Annotated in this window: 14 protein-coding genes; 10 read left to right on the forward strand and 4 right to left on the reverse strand. The window is 72.7% G+C overall.

From position 1 onward, the window contains the following. Positions 1 to 100 precede the first annotated feature (100 nt). Positions 101 to 895 (forward strand): exodeoxyribonuclease III, encoded by a 795-nt coding sequence (locus RIC54_RS04880; RefSeq protein ID WP_350150632.1) that lies wholly within the window; start codon positions 101 to 103, stop codon positions 893 to 895. Positions 896 to 917: 22 nt separating this feature from the next. Here RIC54_RS04880 and RIC54_RS04885 read toward each other — a convergent pair whose 3' ends face one another. Genes RIC54_RS04885 through RIC54_RS04900 form a run of 4 tightly spaced genes read right to left on the reverse strand, consistent with a single transcriptional unit; the run spans position 918 to position 5201 of the window. Further along, positions 918 to 1538: a 3'-5' exoribonuclease domain-containing protein gene (locus RIC54_RS04885; RefSeq protein WP_350150635.1), complete on the reverse strand. Its 621-nt coding sequence runs from the start codon at positions 1536 to 1538 to the stop codon at positions 918 to 920. Further along, positions 1535 to 2026: a class I SAM-dependent methyltransferase gene (locus RIC54_RS04890; protein WP_350150637.1), complete on the reverse strand. Its 492-nt coding sequence runs from the start codon at positions 2024 to 2026 to the stop codon at positions 1535 to 1537. Before RIC54_RS04890 ends, RIC54_RS04885 begins: the two co-directional genes overlap by 4 nt. Before the next feature lie 38 nt (positions 2027 to 2064). Beyond that, complete coding sequence (locus RIC54_RS04895) at positions 2065 to 2523, reverse strand: cyclic nucleotide-binding domain-containing protein (RefSeq protein WP_350150639.1); 459 nt, start codon at positions 2521 to 2523, stop codon at positions 2065 to 2067. Positions 2524 to 2540: 17 nt separating this feature from the next. Beyond that, on the reverse strand, positions 2541 to 5201 hold the full coding sequence (locus tag RIC54_RS04900; RefSeq protein WP_350150641.1) for an ABC transporter transmembrane domain-containing protein: 2661 nt from the start codon (positions 5199 to 5201) through the stop codon (positions 2541 to 2543). Between the two features lie 177 nt (positions 5202 to 5378). Here RIC54_RS04900 and RIC54_RS04905 point away from each other — a divergent pair, with 177 nt between their 5' ends. Genes RIC54_RS04905 through RIC54_RS04945 form a run of 9 tightly spaced genes read left to right on the forward strand, consistent with a single transcriptional unit; the run spans position 5379 to position 16100 of the window. Further along, entirely contained in the window at positions 5379 to 6608 is a 1230-nt protein-coding gene (locus RIC54_RS04905) for a glycosyltransferase family protein (RefSeq protein WP_350150643.1), read from the forward strand. Continuing rightward, positions 6605 to 7897: a glycosyltransferase gene (locus RIC54_RS04910; protein WP_350150645.1), complete on the forward strand. Its 1293-nt coding sequence runs from the start codon at positions 6605 to 6607 to the stop codon at positions 7895 to 7897. The genes RIC54_RS04905 and RIC54_RS04910 overlap by 4 nt, the downstream gene beginning before the upstream one ends. Before the next feature lie 31 nt (positions 7898 to 7928). Further along, positions 7929 to 9065 (forward strand): glycosyltransferase family 4 protein, encoded by a 1137-nt coding sequence (locus RIC54_RS04915; protein WP_350150647.1) that lies wholly within the window; start codon positions 7929 to 7931, stop codon positions 9063 to 9065. Next, positions 9062 to 9664 carry a histidine phosphatase family protein gene (locus tag RIC54_RS04920; protein WP_350150649.1) on the forward strand — a complete coding sequence of 201 codons (603 nt, stop codon included), beginning with the start codon at positions 9062 to 9064 and terminating at the stop codon, positions 9662 to 9664. Before RIC54_RS04915 ends, RIC54_RS04920 begins: the two co-directional genes overlap by 4 nt. Next, positions 9661 to 10833: a glycosyltransferase family protein gene (locus tag RIC54_RS04925; protein WP_350150651.1), complete on the forward strand. Its 1173-nt coding sequence runs from the start codon at positions 9661 to 9663 to the stop codon at positions 10831 to 10833. The genes RIC54_RS04920 and RIC54_RS04925 overlap by 4 nt, the downstream gene beginning before the upstream one ends. Further along, positions 10830 to 11684: a polysaccharide deacetylase family protein gene (locus RIC54_RS04930; protein ID WP_350150653.1), complete on the forward strand. Its 855-nt coding sequence runs from the start codon at positions 10830 to 10832 to the stop codon at positions 11682 to 11684. The genes RIC54_RS04925 and RIC54_RS04930 overlap by 4 nt, the downstream gene beginning before the upstream one ends. Next, positions 11681 to 12238: a hypothetical protein gene (locus tag RIC54_RS04935; protein WP_350150655.1), complete on the forward strand. Its 558-nt coding sequence runs from the start codon at positions 11681 to 11683 to the stop codon at positions 12236 to 12238. Before RIC54_RS04930 ends, RIC54_RS04935 begins: the two co-directional genes overlap by 4 nt. Further along, entirely contained in the window at positions 12235 to 14142 is a 1908-nt protein-coding gene (locus RIC54_RS04940) for an ABC transporter ATP-binding protein (RefSeq protein ID WP_350150657.1), read from the forward strand. Before RIC54_RS04935 ends, RIC54_RS04940 begins: the two co-directional genes overlap by 4 nt. Beyond that, on the forward strand, positions 14139 to 16100 hold the full coding sequence (locus RIC54_RS04945) for an ABC transporter substrate-binding protein (protein WP_350150659.1): 1962 nt from the start codon (positions 14139 to 14141) through the stop codon (positions 16098 to 16100). Before RIC54_RS04940 ends, RIC54_RS04945 begins: the two co-directional genes overlap by 4 nt. Positions 16101 to 16108: the final 8 nt, after the last annotated feature.

The raw sequence follows: 16108 nt of genomic DNA on the forward strand, positions 1-16108 counted from the left end.
GCGTCGAGGCCGCGCCGCCGCGACGAGACGCCGCACGGGCCCGCCGGCCGGGTCCGCTACCGGAATATCCGGCCTGCCCAGCATCGGCAGGTCGCCTGACATGCGGATCGCGACCTGGAACATCAACTCGGTGCGGATGCGGCTGCCGCGCGCCCTCGAGCTGCTGGCGCAGTCCCGACCCGACGTACTGTGCCTGCAGGAGACCAAGGCGCTGGAGGACCAGTTCCCGGCCGCGGCCTTCGCCGAGGCCGGCTATCCCCATCAGGCGGTGGTCGGAATGAAGGGCTACAACGGCGTCGCCGTGGTCTCGCGGCTGCCGATCCGGGAGACCGAGCGTCACGACTTCTGCGCCAGGGGCGACGCCCGGCACGTGGCGGTCCGGATCGACGGCGGCCCGGAGCTGCACAACCTCTACGTCCCCGCCGGCGGCGACGTGCCCGACCCGGCGGCCAACCCGAAATTCGCGCACAAGCTGGACTTCCTCGCCGAATTGCGGGCCTGGCTCGCGGCCAGCCGCAGCGCGACGCAGCCGATGATCCTGGTCGGCGACCTGAACATCGCCCCGCTGGAGACCGACGTGTGGTCGCACAGGCAACTGCTCGACGTGGTCAGCCACACCCCGGTCGAGGTCGACGCGCTGACCGAGCTGCAGGCCGGGCTCGGCTGGATCGACGCGGTCCGGCACCGCATCCCGCCGGACCGGCGGCTGTACACCTGGTGGAGCTACCGGGCCCGCGACTGGGCGCTGTCGGACCGCGGCCGCCGGCTCGACCACATCTGGGTGACGCCGCCGCTGGCCGGCGCCGTCGCCGGGGTCGAGGTGCTGCGGGCGGCCCGCGGATGGGAGAAGGCGTCCGACCACGTGCCGGTGCTGGTCGACCTGGACCTGGGCTGACCGGCGCCCGCCGGCTGCCGCATCAGCCGGCCTGTCCGGAGCCCGACAGCTCCCGGTTCAGGAGCTTCAGCAGCAGATGGGCGTAGCCGCGGGCATCGTCGATCGCCCGGTGGCTGTGATGGTGTCCGCCCAGCCATTCCGCGGGGTAGTGCACCCGTTCGCAGTCCCGGTAGTGCCGTCCGGTGGCGACCATGACCATCGATTGCAGGTCGAGCCCGCCGGCATGGCAGAGACCCGGCGAGCGCGGCCGGCGGAACAGCCGGCAGCCGACGAAACGCCGCAGATACCAGTCGATCCACAGGCCGTCGAACGTCAACGGATGGGCGACGAACACCGGCATGCCGGGCAGGCTGCGGACCCAGTCGGCGAACGCCCGCATGACGGCCGCCGGGTCCTGTGGGTCGCGGGTGGTCTCGCGCCAGGCGTCCGGCTCGGTGCGCCACCACGCCATCGTGCCGACGTCCTGCCCGGCGCCCGGCAGGGACTGCAGGTTGGCGGTGAACTCGCCGAGTTCGCGGCCGTCCCGGTCGACCGCCACGCTGCCGAAGCTCAGCATCGAATTCGCGCCGGGATCGGGCCCGTCCGCCTCGATGTCGGTGACGACGAAGCTGGTCGCCGGGCAGCTTGCCGGGCCGGCCGTCACGCCCGCACCAGCATGTGGATCCGCCCGGGCTCGACGCCGTCCGGCAGCGGCAGCGGGTCAAGGCCCGGCACGCCCTCGATCGGCTGGTCGCTGACGACAACCGCGCCGGCGGCCAGCAGCCCGGCGATCAGCGGCGCGGCGCGGGCCACCAGGGCCATGCTGCCGGCCTTGTCGCCGGTGCCGATGTCGAGATGCGCCAGGACCGCGCAGGGGCCGAGCTCGGCCAGCGCCCGCGGCAGGGTCTCGAACAGGTCGCCGAGATACAGGTCCCGGTCCGGCGGGATGCAGTCGGGATGCGCGGCGACCTGCCGGTCGAACACCACGATCCGGCGCCCCGGCAGGATCGCGCGGAGGTGGTCGTAGGTGCGGCCGTTGCCGAGCCCGAACTCCAGGACCGGGCCGTCCAGGCCGGCCACCCGGTCCGCCGCGTCCTCGAGCGCCGCTTTCTGGGCCTGCAGACGGCGGATCGCGCTGTCCAGACGACTCATGATCAAAAGTCCTTGATTTCGATTAAACAATCGGCTCGTTACTGCGGCCCGCCGCGGCTGACCGCATCCCGCAGCTGGGCATTGGTCCGCTCCAGGCGGGCGGCCAGCTCGCGCATGATCTCGATGGCGATCTGCGGGAACTCGTTGACGAGCCGGAAGAACAGCTCCTTGGTGATCTTCAGGGTCGTCACCCGCTCGGTCGCGGTCACCGTGGCGGTCCGCGGCACGTCGCACAGGATCGCGATCTCGCCGACCACGTCGCCCCGGCCCAGCCGCGCCACCTCGATCTCGCCGGACGGCGTGGCGATCCGGACCGCCGCGACCCCGTCGATGATGATGTAGGCGGCGTCTCCCAGGTCGCCCTGCCGGCACAGCACCTGGTCGGGCTGGTAGGTCAGGCGCTCGGAGGTGAACGCCAGCAGCTTCAGTTTCGACGGCTCGATCTTGGCGAACAGCGGAATGTTCCGCAGGAGTTCGACTTCCTGATTGATGCTCATCGTGCTCCTCTCGCCGGTCAGCCGCCGGCGGCCATGGCCCGGAACTCGGTTCCGGCACGATCAAGTTTGTCGGGCGGCCCGTCCTCGACCACCTTGCCGCCGCGCAGCACCAGCACACGGTCGAACCGCCGGGCGAGCTCGGCGTTCTGCAGCGCCCAGACCACGGTGCGGCCCTCGGCCTCGGCCAGGATGCGGTCGATAACCCGGCCCTGGGCGCCACCGTCGAGCGCCGCGATGGCGTCGCTGAACACCAGCACTTCCGGCCGCCGCAGCAGCACGCGCGCCACGCCGATCTTTTGGCGCTGGGCGGCCGACAGCCGCGAGCCGCCGATGCCGACCTGGAAGTCGAGCCCGACCTCGATCACCGTCGAGCGCAGGTCGAGGGCGGCCAGCACCTCGGCGATCACCGTGCCGACCCGTTCCGCCGCGTCGGCCTGGCCATAGGCGATCTTGCCGAACAGCACGTTGTCCTGGACCGATGCGGCGGCGTTGTAGCTGTCCTCCGAGAAGAACGCGACCGCGCTGGTCAGCTCCGGCGGCAGGTTCTCGGCGAATGCCCGGCGCGCCTCCAGGATCCGCCGCTGCATGGTGTCGTCCAGCAGGCCGAGCCGGTGGCGCGCCTGGATCAGCTTGAACGGCAGCGACAGCAGCCGGGTGCGGTCCTCCTCGGGCAGGCTGTCGAGGCCGCCGCGATCGGTCCGGGTGACCAGCGACTGGAACTCCGGCAGGTCGTCCGGCGAGATGAAGCTGAACTGGGCGAAGAACTCGTGGTCGGCCGGCAGGTCGGCGAACAGCTCGACCATGGTGGCCGCCATGTCGCGGCCCATGGTCAGGAAGTCCTCGGTCAGCCCGACGGTGTCGAGCGTGCTGCGCACATAGTCGTTAGCGGCGATCGCGTCGACCGAGAAGGTACCGTCCACCGGCGTGCCGAACAGCAGGTTCTCGGCCACCGAGGCGTTGGTGTTGTAGCGATCGGCGGCGAACGGCTCGACCAGCTCGACCAGCGCCGGGTCGCCGGCCAGGCGCTCGGCGAAGCCGCGACGCGCCTCCAGGATGCGGGCGGCGGCATTCGGCCGCTGTTCCGGGTCGAGGGTGCCGCGCAGGCCGAGCAGGTAGCAGTCGTCCCACAGGTCGACCACGTCCAGCAGCTCGACCAGCCGCCCGGACAGGCTGGACGCATCGGCGGGTACGCCGATCGCGTCGTAGTCGACCCAGTCGGCGCCCGGGTCGTCGACCGAGTTGCCGGAAACCTCGGCGTTGGAGAGTGCCTTGTGCGCCAGGGCGCGGGCGGCCTCGTCGCGCTCCGGCTCCAGCAGCGGGCGGTGCATGGCGCCCATCAGCAGGTTCTCGCGGATCGAGGTCGAGAACGCGAAGGCCGCCGGTCCGACATAGCCGATCCGGCGCCCGGTCACCGCCTCCGGCAGGGCCGCCATGTCGCGGTCGCCGAACGACAGGCTGCCGGCGGTCGGCAGCACCAGCCGGGCCAGCACCAGGCCGAGCGCCTCCTTGCCGCCGTTGGTCGGTCCGAGCAGCGCGACCCGCTCGCCCGGCTCGATCCGCAGGCTGATCCCGTCCAGCTGGGTCTCGCCGTCGTCGTCGACCAGGCCGAGGTTGGAGGACCGGAAGCCGGCCGGGCCCGCCGGCCCGTCGGCGGCGTCGCCGGCCTGCACGGCGGCGTCCATCACGCCCGGCGGATCGAACTGCTCGATCACCTGCTCGTACTTGATCCGGGCGTCTTCCTTGCGCTCGTAGTAGCCGAGCAGCTCCTTCCACGGCGCCGACAGGTCCTTGTAGGCCGCCAGCACCGCGACCATCGCGCCGATCGACAGTTCGCCCTGAATCACCAGATAGCCGCCGATCGAATAGAAGAAGAACGGCGTGAGCTGGGCCAGGAAGTTGTTCAGGAACTTGATGAAGAACTTCTTCTTGTAGATGTCGAAGCGGATGTCGTAGATCCGCCCCAGGCGCTCGGCGAAGCGGGCCAGCATCAGCCGCGCGCCGTCGTTGGCATGCACCTCCTGCACGCCCGAGACGGTCTCCCCGATCTTGTCGGACAGCGCGCGCACCGTGCGCACCCGCTCCTTGCCGAGCAGGTTCACCTGGCGCTGCAGCTTGGGGATCACGTAGGCCTGGATCGGGTACAGCGAGATCGCCGCCAGCCCGAGCACCGGGTCCTGCATGAACATGAAGAACAGGATGGTGATGAGGGTGCCGCCCTGGAACGCCGGCAGCGAGATCGAGTCGCCGATGAATCCGCCGAGCGGCTCGACCTCGGCGGTGATCATCGGGATGATCTCGCCCTGGCTCATGCGCCGGAACCGGCCCAGCGGGAACCGCAGGACCCGCGCGTACAGATCGTAGCGCAGCCGCCGCAGCATGCGCTCCCCGAGCTGGCCGCGGTAGACGTTGACGACGTATTTGAAGCCGCCGTTGATGCAGACCAGCGCCAGGAACAGCCCGGACAGGGTCCACAGATACTCCAGCTGATCGAAGGTCAGGCCGAGCCACTCGACCGGGAATCCGCCCGCGCCCTTGGCCCCGAGCGCCTCGTTGATGATCTTCTTGGGCAGGTCGAGGGAGTAGTACAGGAACGGGAACGACAGTCCCGTCATGATCAGCAGCACGATCTGTTCGCGCTTGCTGTACCGCAGTATGAACCGGTAGATACTCGGTTCCATGGTAACCGGTCCGGCAGAGTTGATGGCAGCGGAGTTTGGGGGCATTCACCCGGCCGATCAACTGCGGAGAGGCTGAAAAGGTTACGGTTTCGGGGACAGACCCGATGTGGCATAGTCGGCCCGCGAGGGGTCGCAGCCGATAGTCGTAAGTTTCCGGCAACGGTCGCGAGGAGACCGATGAGTCAGCTAAGGCGTCGGACGCACGCCCGCGTCCTGATGTACAGCCACGACACGCTCGGTCTCGGACATCTGCGCCGATGCCGCGCGATCGCGCATGCGCTGGTCGAGGCCGATCCCGGGCTCAGCGTGCTGATCCTGTCGGGCTCGCCGATCATCGGCAGCTTCGACTTCCGGACCCGTGTCGACTTCGTCCGGATTCCCGGTGTCATCAAGCTGCGCAACGGCGACTACACCTCGCTGTCGCTGCACATGGACATCGAGGAGACGGTGCAGCTGCGCGCCGCCATCATCAAGCACACCGCCGAGCATTTCGATCCGGACGTGTTCATCGTCGACAAGGAGCCCTGGGGGCTGCGCGGCGAGGTCAAGGAAACCCTCGAGATGCTGAAGGCCCGCGGCACCCCGCTGGTGCTCGGGCTGCGCGACGTGATGGACGAGCCGGAGCTGCTGCTGCCGGAATGGGAGCGCAAGAAGGTCCTGCCGGCGCTCCAGGACCTGTACGACGAGATCTGGGTCTACGGCGTCAAGGAGGTCTGCGACCCCTACGAGGGCATGGAGATGCCCGCCGCCGTCAAGCTGAAGACCCGCTACACCGGCTATCTGCGCCGCCACGCCTCGGGGGTGACGACGCCGGCGGCGGCGCTGCCGTTCGGCGACGAGCCCTACCTGCTGGTCACGGCCGGCGGCGGCGGCGACGGCGAGCCGATGATGGACTGGGTGCTGCGGGCCTATGAGGAGGATGCCCAGCTGCCCTACCCGGCGCTGATGGTCCTCGGCCCGTTCATGCCGCACGAGCAGCAGCACGAGCTGATCGAGCGCTCCGAACGCCTCGACCGGGTGCACGCCATCACCTTCGACTCGCGGATCGAGGGGCTGATGGACCGCTGCGCGGCGATCGTCGCGATGGGCGGCTACAACACGTTCTGCGAGATCCTGTCGTTCAACAAGCGGGCGCTGATCGTGCCGCGCACCGTGCCGCGCCTGGAGCAGTACATCCGGGCCAAGCGTGCCGAGGAGCTCGGCCTGCTGAGCGTGATCGTCGAGGACGGCGACCGCGACCCGAAGGCGATGGCCGAGGCGATCCGGCGGCTGCCGGCCCAGAAGCTGCCGTCCGAGGCGACCGGTCTGGAACTGCTGGACGGGCTCGACCGGGTCGCGCAGCTGGTCGACCGCTGGGTCGTCGCGCGCGCCGCCAGGCCGGTGGTCCCGTTCCGCCAGCAGGCGTGACCGGCGCAATCGAGGGGGGCGCGGTCGAGGGCGGCGGTCGGCCGGGCGGCCGGGTGGCTGTGGTCCTGAAGGGTTATCCGCGGCTGTCGGAGACCTTCATCGCCCAGGAGTTGCTGGGCCTGCAGCGCCGCGGCCTGGACTTCCGGATCGTCTCGCTGCGCCACCCGACCGACCGGGCCACCCATCCGGTCCACCAGGCCATCACCGCCGCGGTCGACTACCTGCCGGAGTATCTTTACCAGGAGCCGCGGCGGGTGCTGCGCGGCTGGCTGGCGGCCCGCCGGCTGCCCGGCTACCGGGCGGCGCGGGCGACCTGGTGGCGCGACCTGCTGCGCGACCCGACGCCGAACCGGGTGCGGCGCTTCGGCCAGGCCTGCGTGCTGGCGGCCGAGCTCGACCCCGCGACCACCCATCTGTACGCACATTTCCTGCACACGCCGTCCTCTGTCGCGCGCTATGCCGCCGTGATGACCGGCCGCGGCTGGTCGGTGTCGGCGCATGCCAAGGACATCTGGACGACGCCCGACTGGGAGAAGCGCGAGAAGCTGGCGGACGCCGCCTGGGCGGTGACCTGCACCGCGGTCGGCCGCGACCACCTGGCGGCGCTGGCCCCGGATCCGGACCGGGTGGCGCTGCTGTATCACGGCCTCGACCTCGCCGACTTCCCGCAGCCGCCGGCGCGGCCGCGGCGCGACGGCGGCGACCCGGCCGACCCGGTGGTGATCGTCTCGGTCGGCCGGGCGGTCGCCAAGAAGGGCTACGACGACCTGCTGGCGGCGCTGGCCGCGCTGCCGGCCGGGCTGCACTGGCGGTTCGTGCATGTCGGCGGCGGCGGCCTCACCAAGGCGCTGCGGGAACAGGCCGGCCGGCTCGGAATCGCCGACCGGGTGACCTGGTCGGGCGCCCTGCCGCGCGCCGGGGTCCTGGCGGCGCTCGCCGCAGGCGACCTGTTCGTGCTGGCCAGCAAGATCGCCGGCGACGGCGACCGCGACGGCCTGCCGAACGTCCTGATGGAGGCCCAGGCGTCCGGCCTGCCGGTGGTGGCGACCCGGGTCTCGGCGATCCCGGAGCTGATCGACGACGGCCGGACCGGCCTGCTGGTGCCGGCCGGCGACCCGGCGGCGCTGGCAGCCGCCGTGGCCGAACTGGCGGGCGATCCTGATCGCCGGGCGGCGCTGGCGGCGGCCGGCCGTGAGCGGGTGTGCGCCGAGTTCGGGCACGACGCCGGCATCGACCGGCTGGCCGCCCGCTTCGGCCTGCCGGCGCCGGGCCTCGCCGACGTGGCATGATGGCGGCCGGTCGGACCAGGGCGGTCGCGATATGAGGGTGGCGTTCCATGCGCCGCTGAAGCCGCCCGACTCGGACCGGCCGTCCGGCGACCGGACCATGGCGCGGCTGCTGGTCCGGGCCCTGCGCCGGGCCGGGCACGAGGTCGAGCTGGCGTCCCGGCTGCGCAGCCGCGACGGTGCCGGCGATCCCGACCGGCAGCGCCGGCTGGCGGCCCTGGGGGCCCGGCTGGCCGACCGCTACGTCGCCTCGGTCCGGGCCGGGCGCCGGCCGCGGCCGGACCTCTGGTTCACCTATCACCTGTACTACAAGGCGCCGGATCTGGTCGGCCCGGCGGTCGCCGCTTCACTCGGCATCCCCTATGCGGTGGCCGAGGCGTCGGTCGCCCACAAGCGCGCCGGCGGGCCGTGGGACGGCGGCCACCGGGCCGTCCTGGCCGCCCTGTCCGGCGCCGCCCTGGCGGTCGGCCTCAACAGCCGCGACGCCGCCCTGGTGCGCCCGGCGCTGGGACCGCAGGGTCGCTACGAGCAGCTGCGGCCGTTCCTGGAGCCGCCGGCGCCGCCGGCGCCCGGGCCGGCCCGCAGCGAGCTGGCGGCGGCCCTGGACCTGCCGGCCGGCGCACCGGTCCTGCTGACGGTCGGCATGATGCGGCCGGGCGCCAAGCTGGAATCCTACCGCCTGCTCGCCACGGCGCTCGCCGGCCTCGCCGGCCGGCCGTGGACCCTGGTCGCGGTCGGCGACGGCCCGGCCCGGCCGCAGGTGGCCGAGGCCTTCGCCGCGATCGCCGGCCGGGTCCGGCTGACCGGGACGCTGCCGGCCGACCGCCTCGCCCGGATCTACGCCGCCGCCGACCTGCTGGTCTGGCCGGCGATCCAGGAGGCCTACGGCATGGCGCTGCTGGAGGCCCAGGCGGCCGGCCTGCCGGTGCTGGCCGGCGACGCCGGCGGGGTGCCGGACATCGTGCGCCACGGCAGCACCGGCGTGCTGGTCCCGGAGGGCGACGCCGCTGCCTTCGCCGCCGCCCTGAGCGGCCTGCTCGACGACCCCGGCCGGCTGCCGGCGATGGGCGAGGCGGCCCGCCGCACGGTGCTGGCCGAACACGGCCTGGACGCCGCCGCCGCCGCGCTCGACGGCTGGCTGCGCCGCGCCGCCGCGGAGGTCCGCCGATGATCCGGCTGGCCCTGCTGCGCCACGGCCCGACCGCCTGGAACGCCGGGCGCCGGCTGCAGGGCCGGGCCGACATCCCGCTGTCGCCGGAGGGCGTCGCGGCGGTGCGCGAGCGCCGGGTCCCGGCCGAGCTGGCCGGCTTCCGCTGGCTGGCCAGCCCGCTCGCCCGGGCCCGCCAGACCGCCGATCTGCTGGGCGTGGCGGCCGAGCCGGAGCCGGCGCTGATCGAGATGGACTACGGCGCCTGGGAGGGCCTGACCCTGGCGGCGGCGCGGGCCGGCGACCCGGGGGCCGTCGCCAACGAGGCGCGCGGCCTCGACTTCACGCCGCCCGGCGGCGAGAGCCCGCGGGTCGTGCAGGCCCGGCTGGCCGGGCTGGCGGCGCGCCTGCTGGCCGACGGCCGCGACACCGCCGCAGTCACCCACAAGGGCGTGATCCGGGCGGCGCTGGCGCTGGCCACCGGCTGGGACATGACCGGCAAGCCGCCGCGGCGGCTTGACTGGGCCGCCGCCCACCTGTTCCTTCTGGACGCCGCCGGGCATTGGTCCCTGGTGCGCGCCGACATCCCGATGACCAGCCGCCCGCCGGAGCCGCCCGAATGACCGCGCCCGCCCCCCGTGTCCTGCTCTACGTCCAGAACCTGCTGGGCATCGGCCATCTGCGGCGGGCCGCGGCGGTGGCCCGCGGGCTGACCGCGGCGGGTATGGCGGTCGACTTCGTGTCCGGCGGCATGCCGGTGCCGCACCTGCCGCTCGGCGGCGCCGAACTGGTGCAGCTGCCGCCGGTGCGGGCCCTGGACGACCAGTTCAAGGTGCTGGTGGACGAGCACGACCGGCCGATCGACGACGGGTTCCGCGACGCCCGCCGCGACCGGCTGCTGGCACTGCTGGCCGAGCGCCGGCCGGACGCGGTGATCACCGAGCTGTTCCCGTTCGGGCGCAGGCAGATGCGGTTCGAGCTGCTGCCGCTGCTGGCGGCGGCGCGGGCCGCCGCCTGGCGCCCGGTGGTGCTGTCGTCGATGCGCGACATCCTGGTCACCAAGCCGCGCGCCGACCGCAACCGCGAGATCGTCGACACCCTCAACGCCTGGTACGACGGCGCGCTGATCCATGCCGACCCGCGGCTGATCCGGCTGGAGCGCACCTTCCCGATGGCCGCCGACATCCGGGTGCCGGTCGACTACACCGGCTACGTGGTCAACGTCGACGAGCTGGCGGTCCCGGAGGCCGACCCGCTGGCCGCCGGCGAGGTGCTGGTGTCGGCCGGCGGCGGCGCTGTCGGGCACGACTTCATGCGGCGGATCGCCGACGCCATGCCGGCGCTGCCGATGGCCGACCGGACCTGGCGGTTCGTCACCGGCCACCACATGCGGGCGGACGCCGTCGACCACCTGCGCGGCCTCGGGCGGCCGAACCTGATCGTCGAGACCATGCGTCCGGACCTGCCGGCGCTGATGGCCGGGGCGGCGCTGTCGATCAGCCAGGCCGGCTACAACACCCTGCTCGAGCTGATGGCGGTGCGGGCCCGCGCCGTGGTGGTGCCGTTCGAGGGCGGGGTCGAGACCGAGCAGCGGCTGCGCGCCGAGCTGCTGGCCGAGGCCGGCGCCCTCGAGGTGGTGGCCGAGCCGGACCTCGGCCCGGACAGCCTGGCGGCGGCGATGACCCGGGCGGCGGCCCGGCCGCGCGACGCGGTCCCCGCGGTCGACCTGGACGGCGCCCGCGCGACGGCGGCGCTGGTGGCGCGGGCGATCCGCGACCGGACCACGGCATGACCGGCGCGGTTGCCGGGGCCGGGATCGATCGTCTGCGCGCGATCCTGGACGACCTGGCGGCGGCCGGCCGGACGGTCGGCCTGTGGTGGCGCGACGACGACCTCGAGCAGCCGACGCCGGCGCTCGATGCCCTGCTCGAGGCGCTCGGCGAGCACGGCATCGCGCCGGCCCTGGCGGCGGTCGCCGGGCGCGCCGTGCCGGCGGCGGTGGCGGCGCTGGCCGGCAGCCCGGCCCGGGTGTTCGTGCATGGCTGGACCCACGCCAACCATGCCCCCGCGGGCGCCAGGAAGTCGGAATTCGGGCCGGAGCGCGAGGCCGGGACGCGGCTGGCGGAGATCGCCGAGGCGCGCCGGCGCCTGGCGGCCCTGGCCGGCGAGCGGGCGCTGGCCTGCTTCGTGCCGCCGTGGAACCGGATCGGCGACGACCTGCTCGCCCGGCTCGGCGAGACCGGGATCGTCGCGCTGTCGGGCTTCGCCCCGGCCGGGCGGGCGGTGCCGGCCGCCGCGGTGCCGCGGCTGGACACCCATGTCGACCTGATCGACTGGCGCGGCGACCGCCTGCCGCTGACCGCCGCCGCCGCCGCCGCCGCGCTCGCGGTCCGCATCCGATCCCGGTCGTCGGCGGAAGATCACGATTCGCCGGTGGACGGGCCGATAGGAATCCTGTCCCATCACCTGGTCACCGGAGCCGCGGCATGGCGCGCATGGCGGCCGCTGCTGGCCGCCCTGGGCGGGCATTCGGCGGTGCGGTGGCTGGATCCGGCGGCGGCCCTGGCGGCCGTGGGGGCCGTCGTGGGGGCCGCCTCGGCTCCCGGACCGGGGCCCGGCAACGAGACGCGGAGGATGGGGTGACGACGCACCGATACGAGCGGGGCGCGATCTTGGGGGACTATACCCGCGGCGGGTTCGGGCTGCTGGTGACCGCCGGGCCGGTGCTGTTCCTGCCGATGGTGTGGTGGCTGGCCGCCGCCTTCGCGGTCTGCGCCCTGCTGTTCGTCGTCTACCTGTTCCGCACCTGGCAACGCGGCGCCGCCGTCATCGAGGTCGACGACCGGGGCATCCGTTCGACCGGGCCGCTCGGCCGGGCCATCCGCTGGGACGCCCTGGAAGGTCTCGACCTGAGCTATTTCGCGACCCGGCGCGACAAGGAGGGCGGCTGGATGCAGCTGCGGCTGCGCGGCGACGGCTCGGCGATCGCGGCGGAATCGAGCCTCGACGGCTTCGAGACCGTGGTCGAGCGGGCGGCGGCGGCGGCGACGCGCAACCGGCTTGCGCTTTCCCACGTCACTCGGGAGAATCTGCGGGCACTCGGCGTCGCCGCGGGGGGGAGCCCGCAGACGCTGCCGCAGGGGCTGCAACCGGGGGACACGGCGTCGAGATCCGACGACCGCGTGGGGATGGGATGAACGACCGCACCACGCCACTGCTGCGGGTCAACGACCTGCGGGTCGGGTTCGACCTGCCGGAAGGCCGGTTGGTCGCGGTCGACGGCGTCTCGTTCCAGGTCAGGCGCGGCGGCACGGTCGCCCTGGTCGGCGAGTCCGGCTCCGGCAAGTCGGTGGTCAGCCAGGCGATCATGGGGCTGTTGCCGCGGCCGGCGAAGGTGCTGGGCGGCTCGATCCTGTTCGCCGATCCGAACAAGCCGGGCACCATCACCGACATCGTGCGGCTGGCGCCGGACGGCAGGGCCATGCGCGACCTGCGCGGCGGCCGCATCTCGATCATCTTCCAGGAGCCGATGACCTCGCTGTCGCCGCTGCACACGGTCGGCGACCAGATCACCGAGGCGCTGCGGCTGCACCGCTCGGTGTCCGGCTCCGAGGCCAGCGAGCTGACCCGCGACATGCTGCGGCTGGTCGGCTTCCCGGACCCGGCCCGGGCCCTGCGGACCTATCCGTTCGAGCTGTCGGGCGGCCTGCGCCAGCGCGCCATGATCTCGATGGCACTGGTGTGCCGGCCGGCGCTGCTGATCGCCGACGAGCCGACCACCGCCCTCGACGTCACCATCCAGGCGCAGATTCTGAAGCTGATCCGCGACCTGCAGGCCGAGCTGCGGATGGCGGTGCTGATGATCACCCACGATCTCGGGGTGGTGGCCAACGTGGCCGAGGAAGTGGTGGTGATGTATCGCGGCCGGGTGATGGAATCCGGCGGCGTCGAGGACATCTTCCGGCGCCCCGAGCACCCGTATCTGCGGGCGCTGATGGGTGCGGTCCCGCGCTTCGACATGGCGCCGGGCGAGCGGCTGAAGCCGCTGCGCGAGATCCAGACGGTGACCGGGCACCTGCTGTCCGGCGGCGAGGACGGGAAGTCGGCGTCCCAGGCGGCCCTCCAGACGGCCCCGATGCTGAAGGTGAGCGGCGTCAGCAAGTCCTACACGATCCGCAAGGCCGGGCTGTTCGGCAAGCAGGCCCGGACCATGCTGGCGCTCGACGACGTGTCGTTCGAGGTCCGGCGCGGAGAGTGCCTGGGCCTGGTCGGCGAGTCGGGCTGCGGCAAGACCACGCTGTCGAAGGTCATCATGCGCGCGGTCGGCCCGGACGCCGGCGGCGTGACCTTCACCGACGACGACGGCGAGACCGACGTGCTGGCGCTGCAGGGCGAGGCGCTGACCGCGTTCCGGCGCAAGCTGCAGTTCGTGTTCCAGGATCCGTTCGGGTCGCTGAACCCGCGCATGACGGTGTTCGACATCATCGCCGAGCCGCTGGTGATCCACGGCGTCGGCACCCCGGCCTGGCGCCGCGAGATGGTGTCGGAGCTGATGAAGCTGGTCGGCCTCGACGCCCGCCATCTCAGCCGCTACCCGCACAGCTTCTCGGGCGGCCAGCGCCAGCGCATCGGGATCGCCCGGGCCCTGGCGCTGAAGCCGCCGATGCTGATCTGCGACGAGCCGGTCTCGGCGCTCGACGTCTCGATCCAGGCACAGGTCCTGAACCTGCTGAAGGACCTGAAGGCGACCCTCGGCCTGACCTACCTGTTCATCTCGCACAACCTGGCGGTGGTCGACTACATCGCCGACCGGATCGCGGTGATGTGCGCCGGCCGTCTGGTCGAGCTGGCGCCGCGCGAGGAGCTGTTCCGCAACCCGGTGCATCCCTACACCCGGGCGCTGCTGGCGGCGGTACCGGACCCGAACCTCGACAAGCCGCTCGACTTCACGCGCATCATGGACGAGCGGGCCTCGCATCCGGCCGACTGGCCGGCGCCGTTCACCATCGACGACGGCCACAGGCCGGCCTTCGTCGATCTCGGCGACGAGCATTTCGTGCGTGCCGACCCGCGCATCCTGACCCTGAGGCTCGCGTCATGACCCGTGCCCCGCTGGTTGCCCTTTTCACAGCCCTGCTATGGCTCTCCGCAGCGGTGCCCGCCGCCGCCGCCGGCTATGTCGAGCCGCCGGCCCTGGCCGGCGAGGTCGCGGCCGGCAAGCTGCCGCCGATCGCCGGGCGCCTGCCGCAGCGGCCGGCGGTGGCCGACTTCAGCCCCGACGGGCGCGAGCCCGGGCAGTACGGCGGCACCCTGTCGATGATCATGGGCCGGGACAAGGACACCCGGCAGATGGTGGTCTACGGCTACGCCCGGCTGGTCGGCTACGAGCCCAACACCTTCGAGCTGAAGCCGGATCTGGCGGAGGCGGTCGAGGTCGAGGACGACCGGGTGTTCACCTTCACCCTGCGCGAGGGCCATCGCTGGTCCGACGGCGCGCCGTTCACCACCGAGGACTTCCGCTATTTCTGGGAGGACGTGGCCAACAACCCGGAGCTGTCGCCGACCGGGCCGCCGAGCGAGCTGATGCTGGACGGCGAGGCCCCGAAGGTCGAGATCCTGTCGCCGACCAGGGTCCGCTACTCCTGGTCGCGGCCGAATCCGGAGTTCCTGCCGGCGCTGGCCGGGGCGCGGCCGCTCTACCTGTACCGCCCGTCGCACTACCTCAAGCAGGTGCACGACAAATACGCCGACCACGCCGAACTGGAGAAGCGGGTCAAGTTCGGGCACCAGCGCAACTGGGCGGCGCTGCACAACAAGCTCGACAACATGTACAAGTTCGACAACCCGGCGCTGCCGACGCTGCAGCCCTGGATGGCGGTCACCGAGCCGCCGGCCGACCGCTTCGTCTACCGCCGCAACCCCTACTACCACCGGGTCGACCCGGAGGGCCGGCAGCTGCCCTACATCGACGAGGTGGTGTTCCAGGTCGCGGCGCCCGGGCTGATCCCGGCCAAGACCGGCGCCGGCGAGTCGGCGCTGCAGGCCCGCTACCTGTCGTTCGACGACTACACCTTCCTGCGGCAGTCGGAGACCCGGTCGGGCTACGAGACCTATCTGTGGCGCACCGCCTACGGGTCGCACCTGGCGCTGTACCCGAACATGAACGCCGAGGACCCGGCGTGGCGCGGCCTGATGCGCGACGTGCGGTTCCGACACGCCCTGTCGCTGGCGATCAACCGGCACGAGATCAACGAGGTCATCTACTACGGGCTGGCGCTGGACGGGAACGACACCGTGCTGCCGCGCTCGCCGCTGTACCGCGACGGGCTGCGCGACAGATGGGCGGCCTACGATCCGGCGGCGGCCAACGCGCTGCTCGACGAAATCGGCCTGACCGCGCGCGACGACCGCGGGGTGCGGCTGCTGCCCGACGGCCGCCCGGCCGAGATCGTGGTCGAGACCGCCGGCGAGAGCACCGAGCACACCGACGTGCTGGAGCTGATCCACGACGGCTGGATGGCGGTCGGCATCAAGCTCTACACCCGGCCGACCCAGCGAACCGTGTTCCGCAACCGGGTGTTCGCCGGCAAGACCCTGATGTCGATCTGGTCGGGCATCGAGAACGGCCTGGCGACCGCCGACACCAGCCCGCAGGCCTTCGCGCCGACCGACCAGAACCAGTACATGTGGCCGAAATGGGGGCAGCACTACCAGACCGGCGGCAAGGCCGGCGAGGCGCCCGACCTGCCGGCGGCCCGCGAGCTGATGGCGCTGTACCGCGGCTGGCGGGTGGCCGACTCGCGCGCCGAGCGGACCCGGATCTGGCAGGAGATGCTGACGATCTGGGCCGAGCAGACCTACACCATCGGCCTGATCGCCGGGGTACTGCAGCCGGTGGTCGTCGACCTCGAGCTGCACAACGTGCCGGTCCAGGGCATCTATGCCTGGGAGCCCGGTGCGCATTTCGGCATCTACCGGCCGGACACCTTCTTCTTCGGCCCGGCGCGTCCGCGGACGCCGGAGTCGGTGCTGACCGCGGCCGTGCGCAGCCGACGCTAGGGGCCGGA

It is taken from the genome of Thalassobaculum sp., assembly GCF_040219215.1.
Lineage (GTDB): Bacteria > Pseudomonadota > Alphaproteobacteria > Thalassobaculales > Thalassobaculaceae > Thalassobaculum_A.

Coding starts and splice junctions, on each gene's coding strand:
- RIC54_RS04880 (WP_350150632.1), top strand. CDS start 101: ATGCGGATCGCGACCTGGAACATCAACTCGGTGCGGATGCGGCTGCCG.
- RIC54_RS04890 (WP_350150637.1), bottom strand. CDS start 2,026: ATGAGTCGTCTGGACAGCGCGATCCGCCGTCTGCAGGCCCAGAAAGCG.
- RIC54_RS04895 (WP_350150639.1), bottom strand. CDS start 2,523: ATGAGCATCAATCAGGAAGTCGAACTCCTGCGGAACATTCCGCTGTTC.
- RIC54_RS04900 (WP_350150641.1), bottom strand. CDS start 5,201: ATGGAACCGAGTATCTACCGGTTCATACTGCGGTACAGCAAGCGCGAA.
- RIC54_RS04905 (WP_350150643.1), top strand. CDS start 5,379: ATGAGTCAGCTAAGGCGTCGGACGCACGCCCGCGTCCTGATGTACAGC.
- RIC54_RS04915 (WP_350150647.1), top strand. CDS start 7,929: ATGAGGGTGGCGTTCCATGCGCCGCTGAAGCCGCCCGACTCGGACCGG.
- RIC54_RS04920 (WP_350150649.1), top strand. CDS start 9,062: ATGATCCGGCTGGCCCTGCTGCGCCACGGCCCGACCGCCTGGAACGCC.
- RIC54_RS04925 (WP_350150651.1), top strand. CDS start 9,661: ATGACCGCGCCCGCCCCCCGTGTCCTGCTCTACGTCCAGAACCTGCTG.
- RIC54_RS04930 (WP_350150653.1), top strand. CDS start 10,830: ATGACCGGCGCGGTTGCCGGGGCCGGGATCGATCGTCTGCGCGCGATC.
- RIC54_RS04940 (WP_350150657.1), top strand. CDS start 12,235: ATGAACGACCGCACCACGCCACTGCTGCGGGTCAACGACCTGCGGGTC.
- RIC54_RS04945 (WP_350150659.1), top strand. CDS start 14,139: ATGACCCGTGCCCCGCTGGTTGCCCTTTTCACAGCCCTGCTATGGCTC.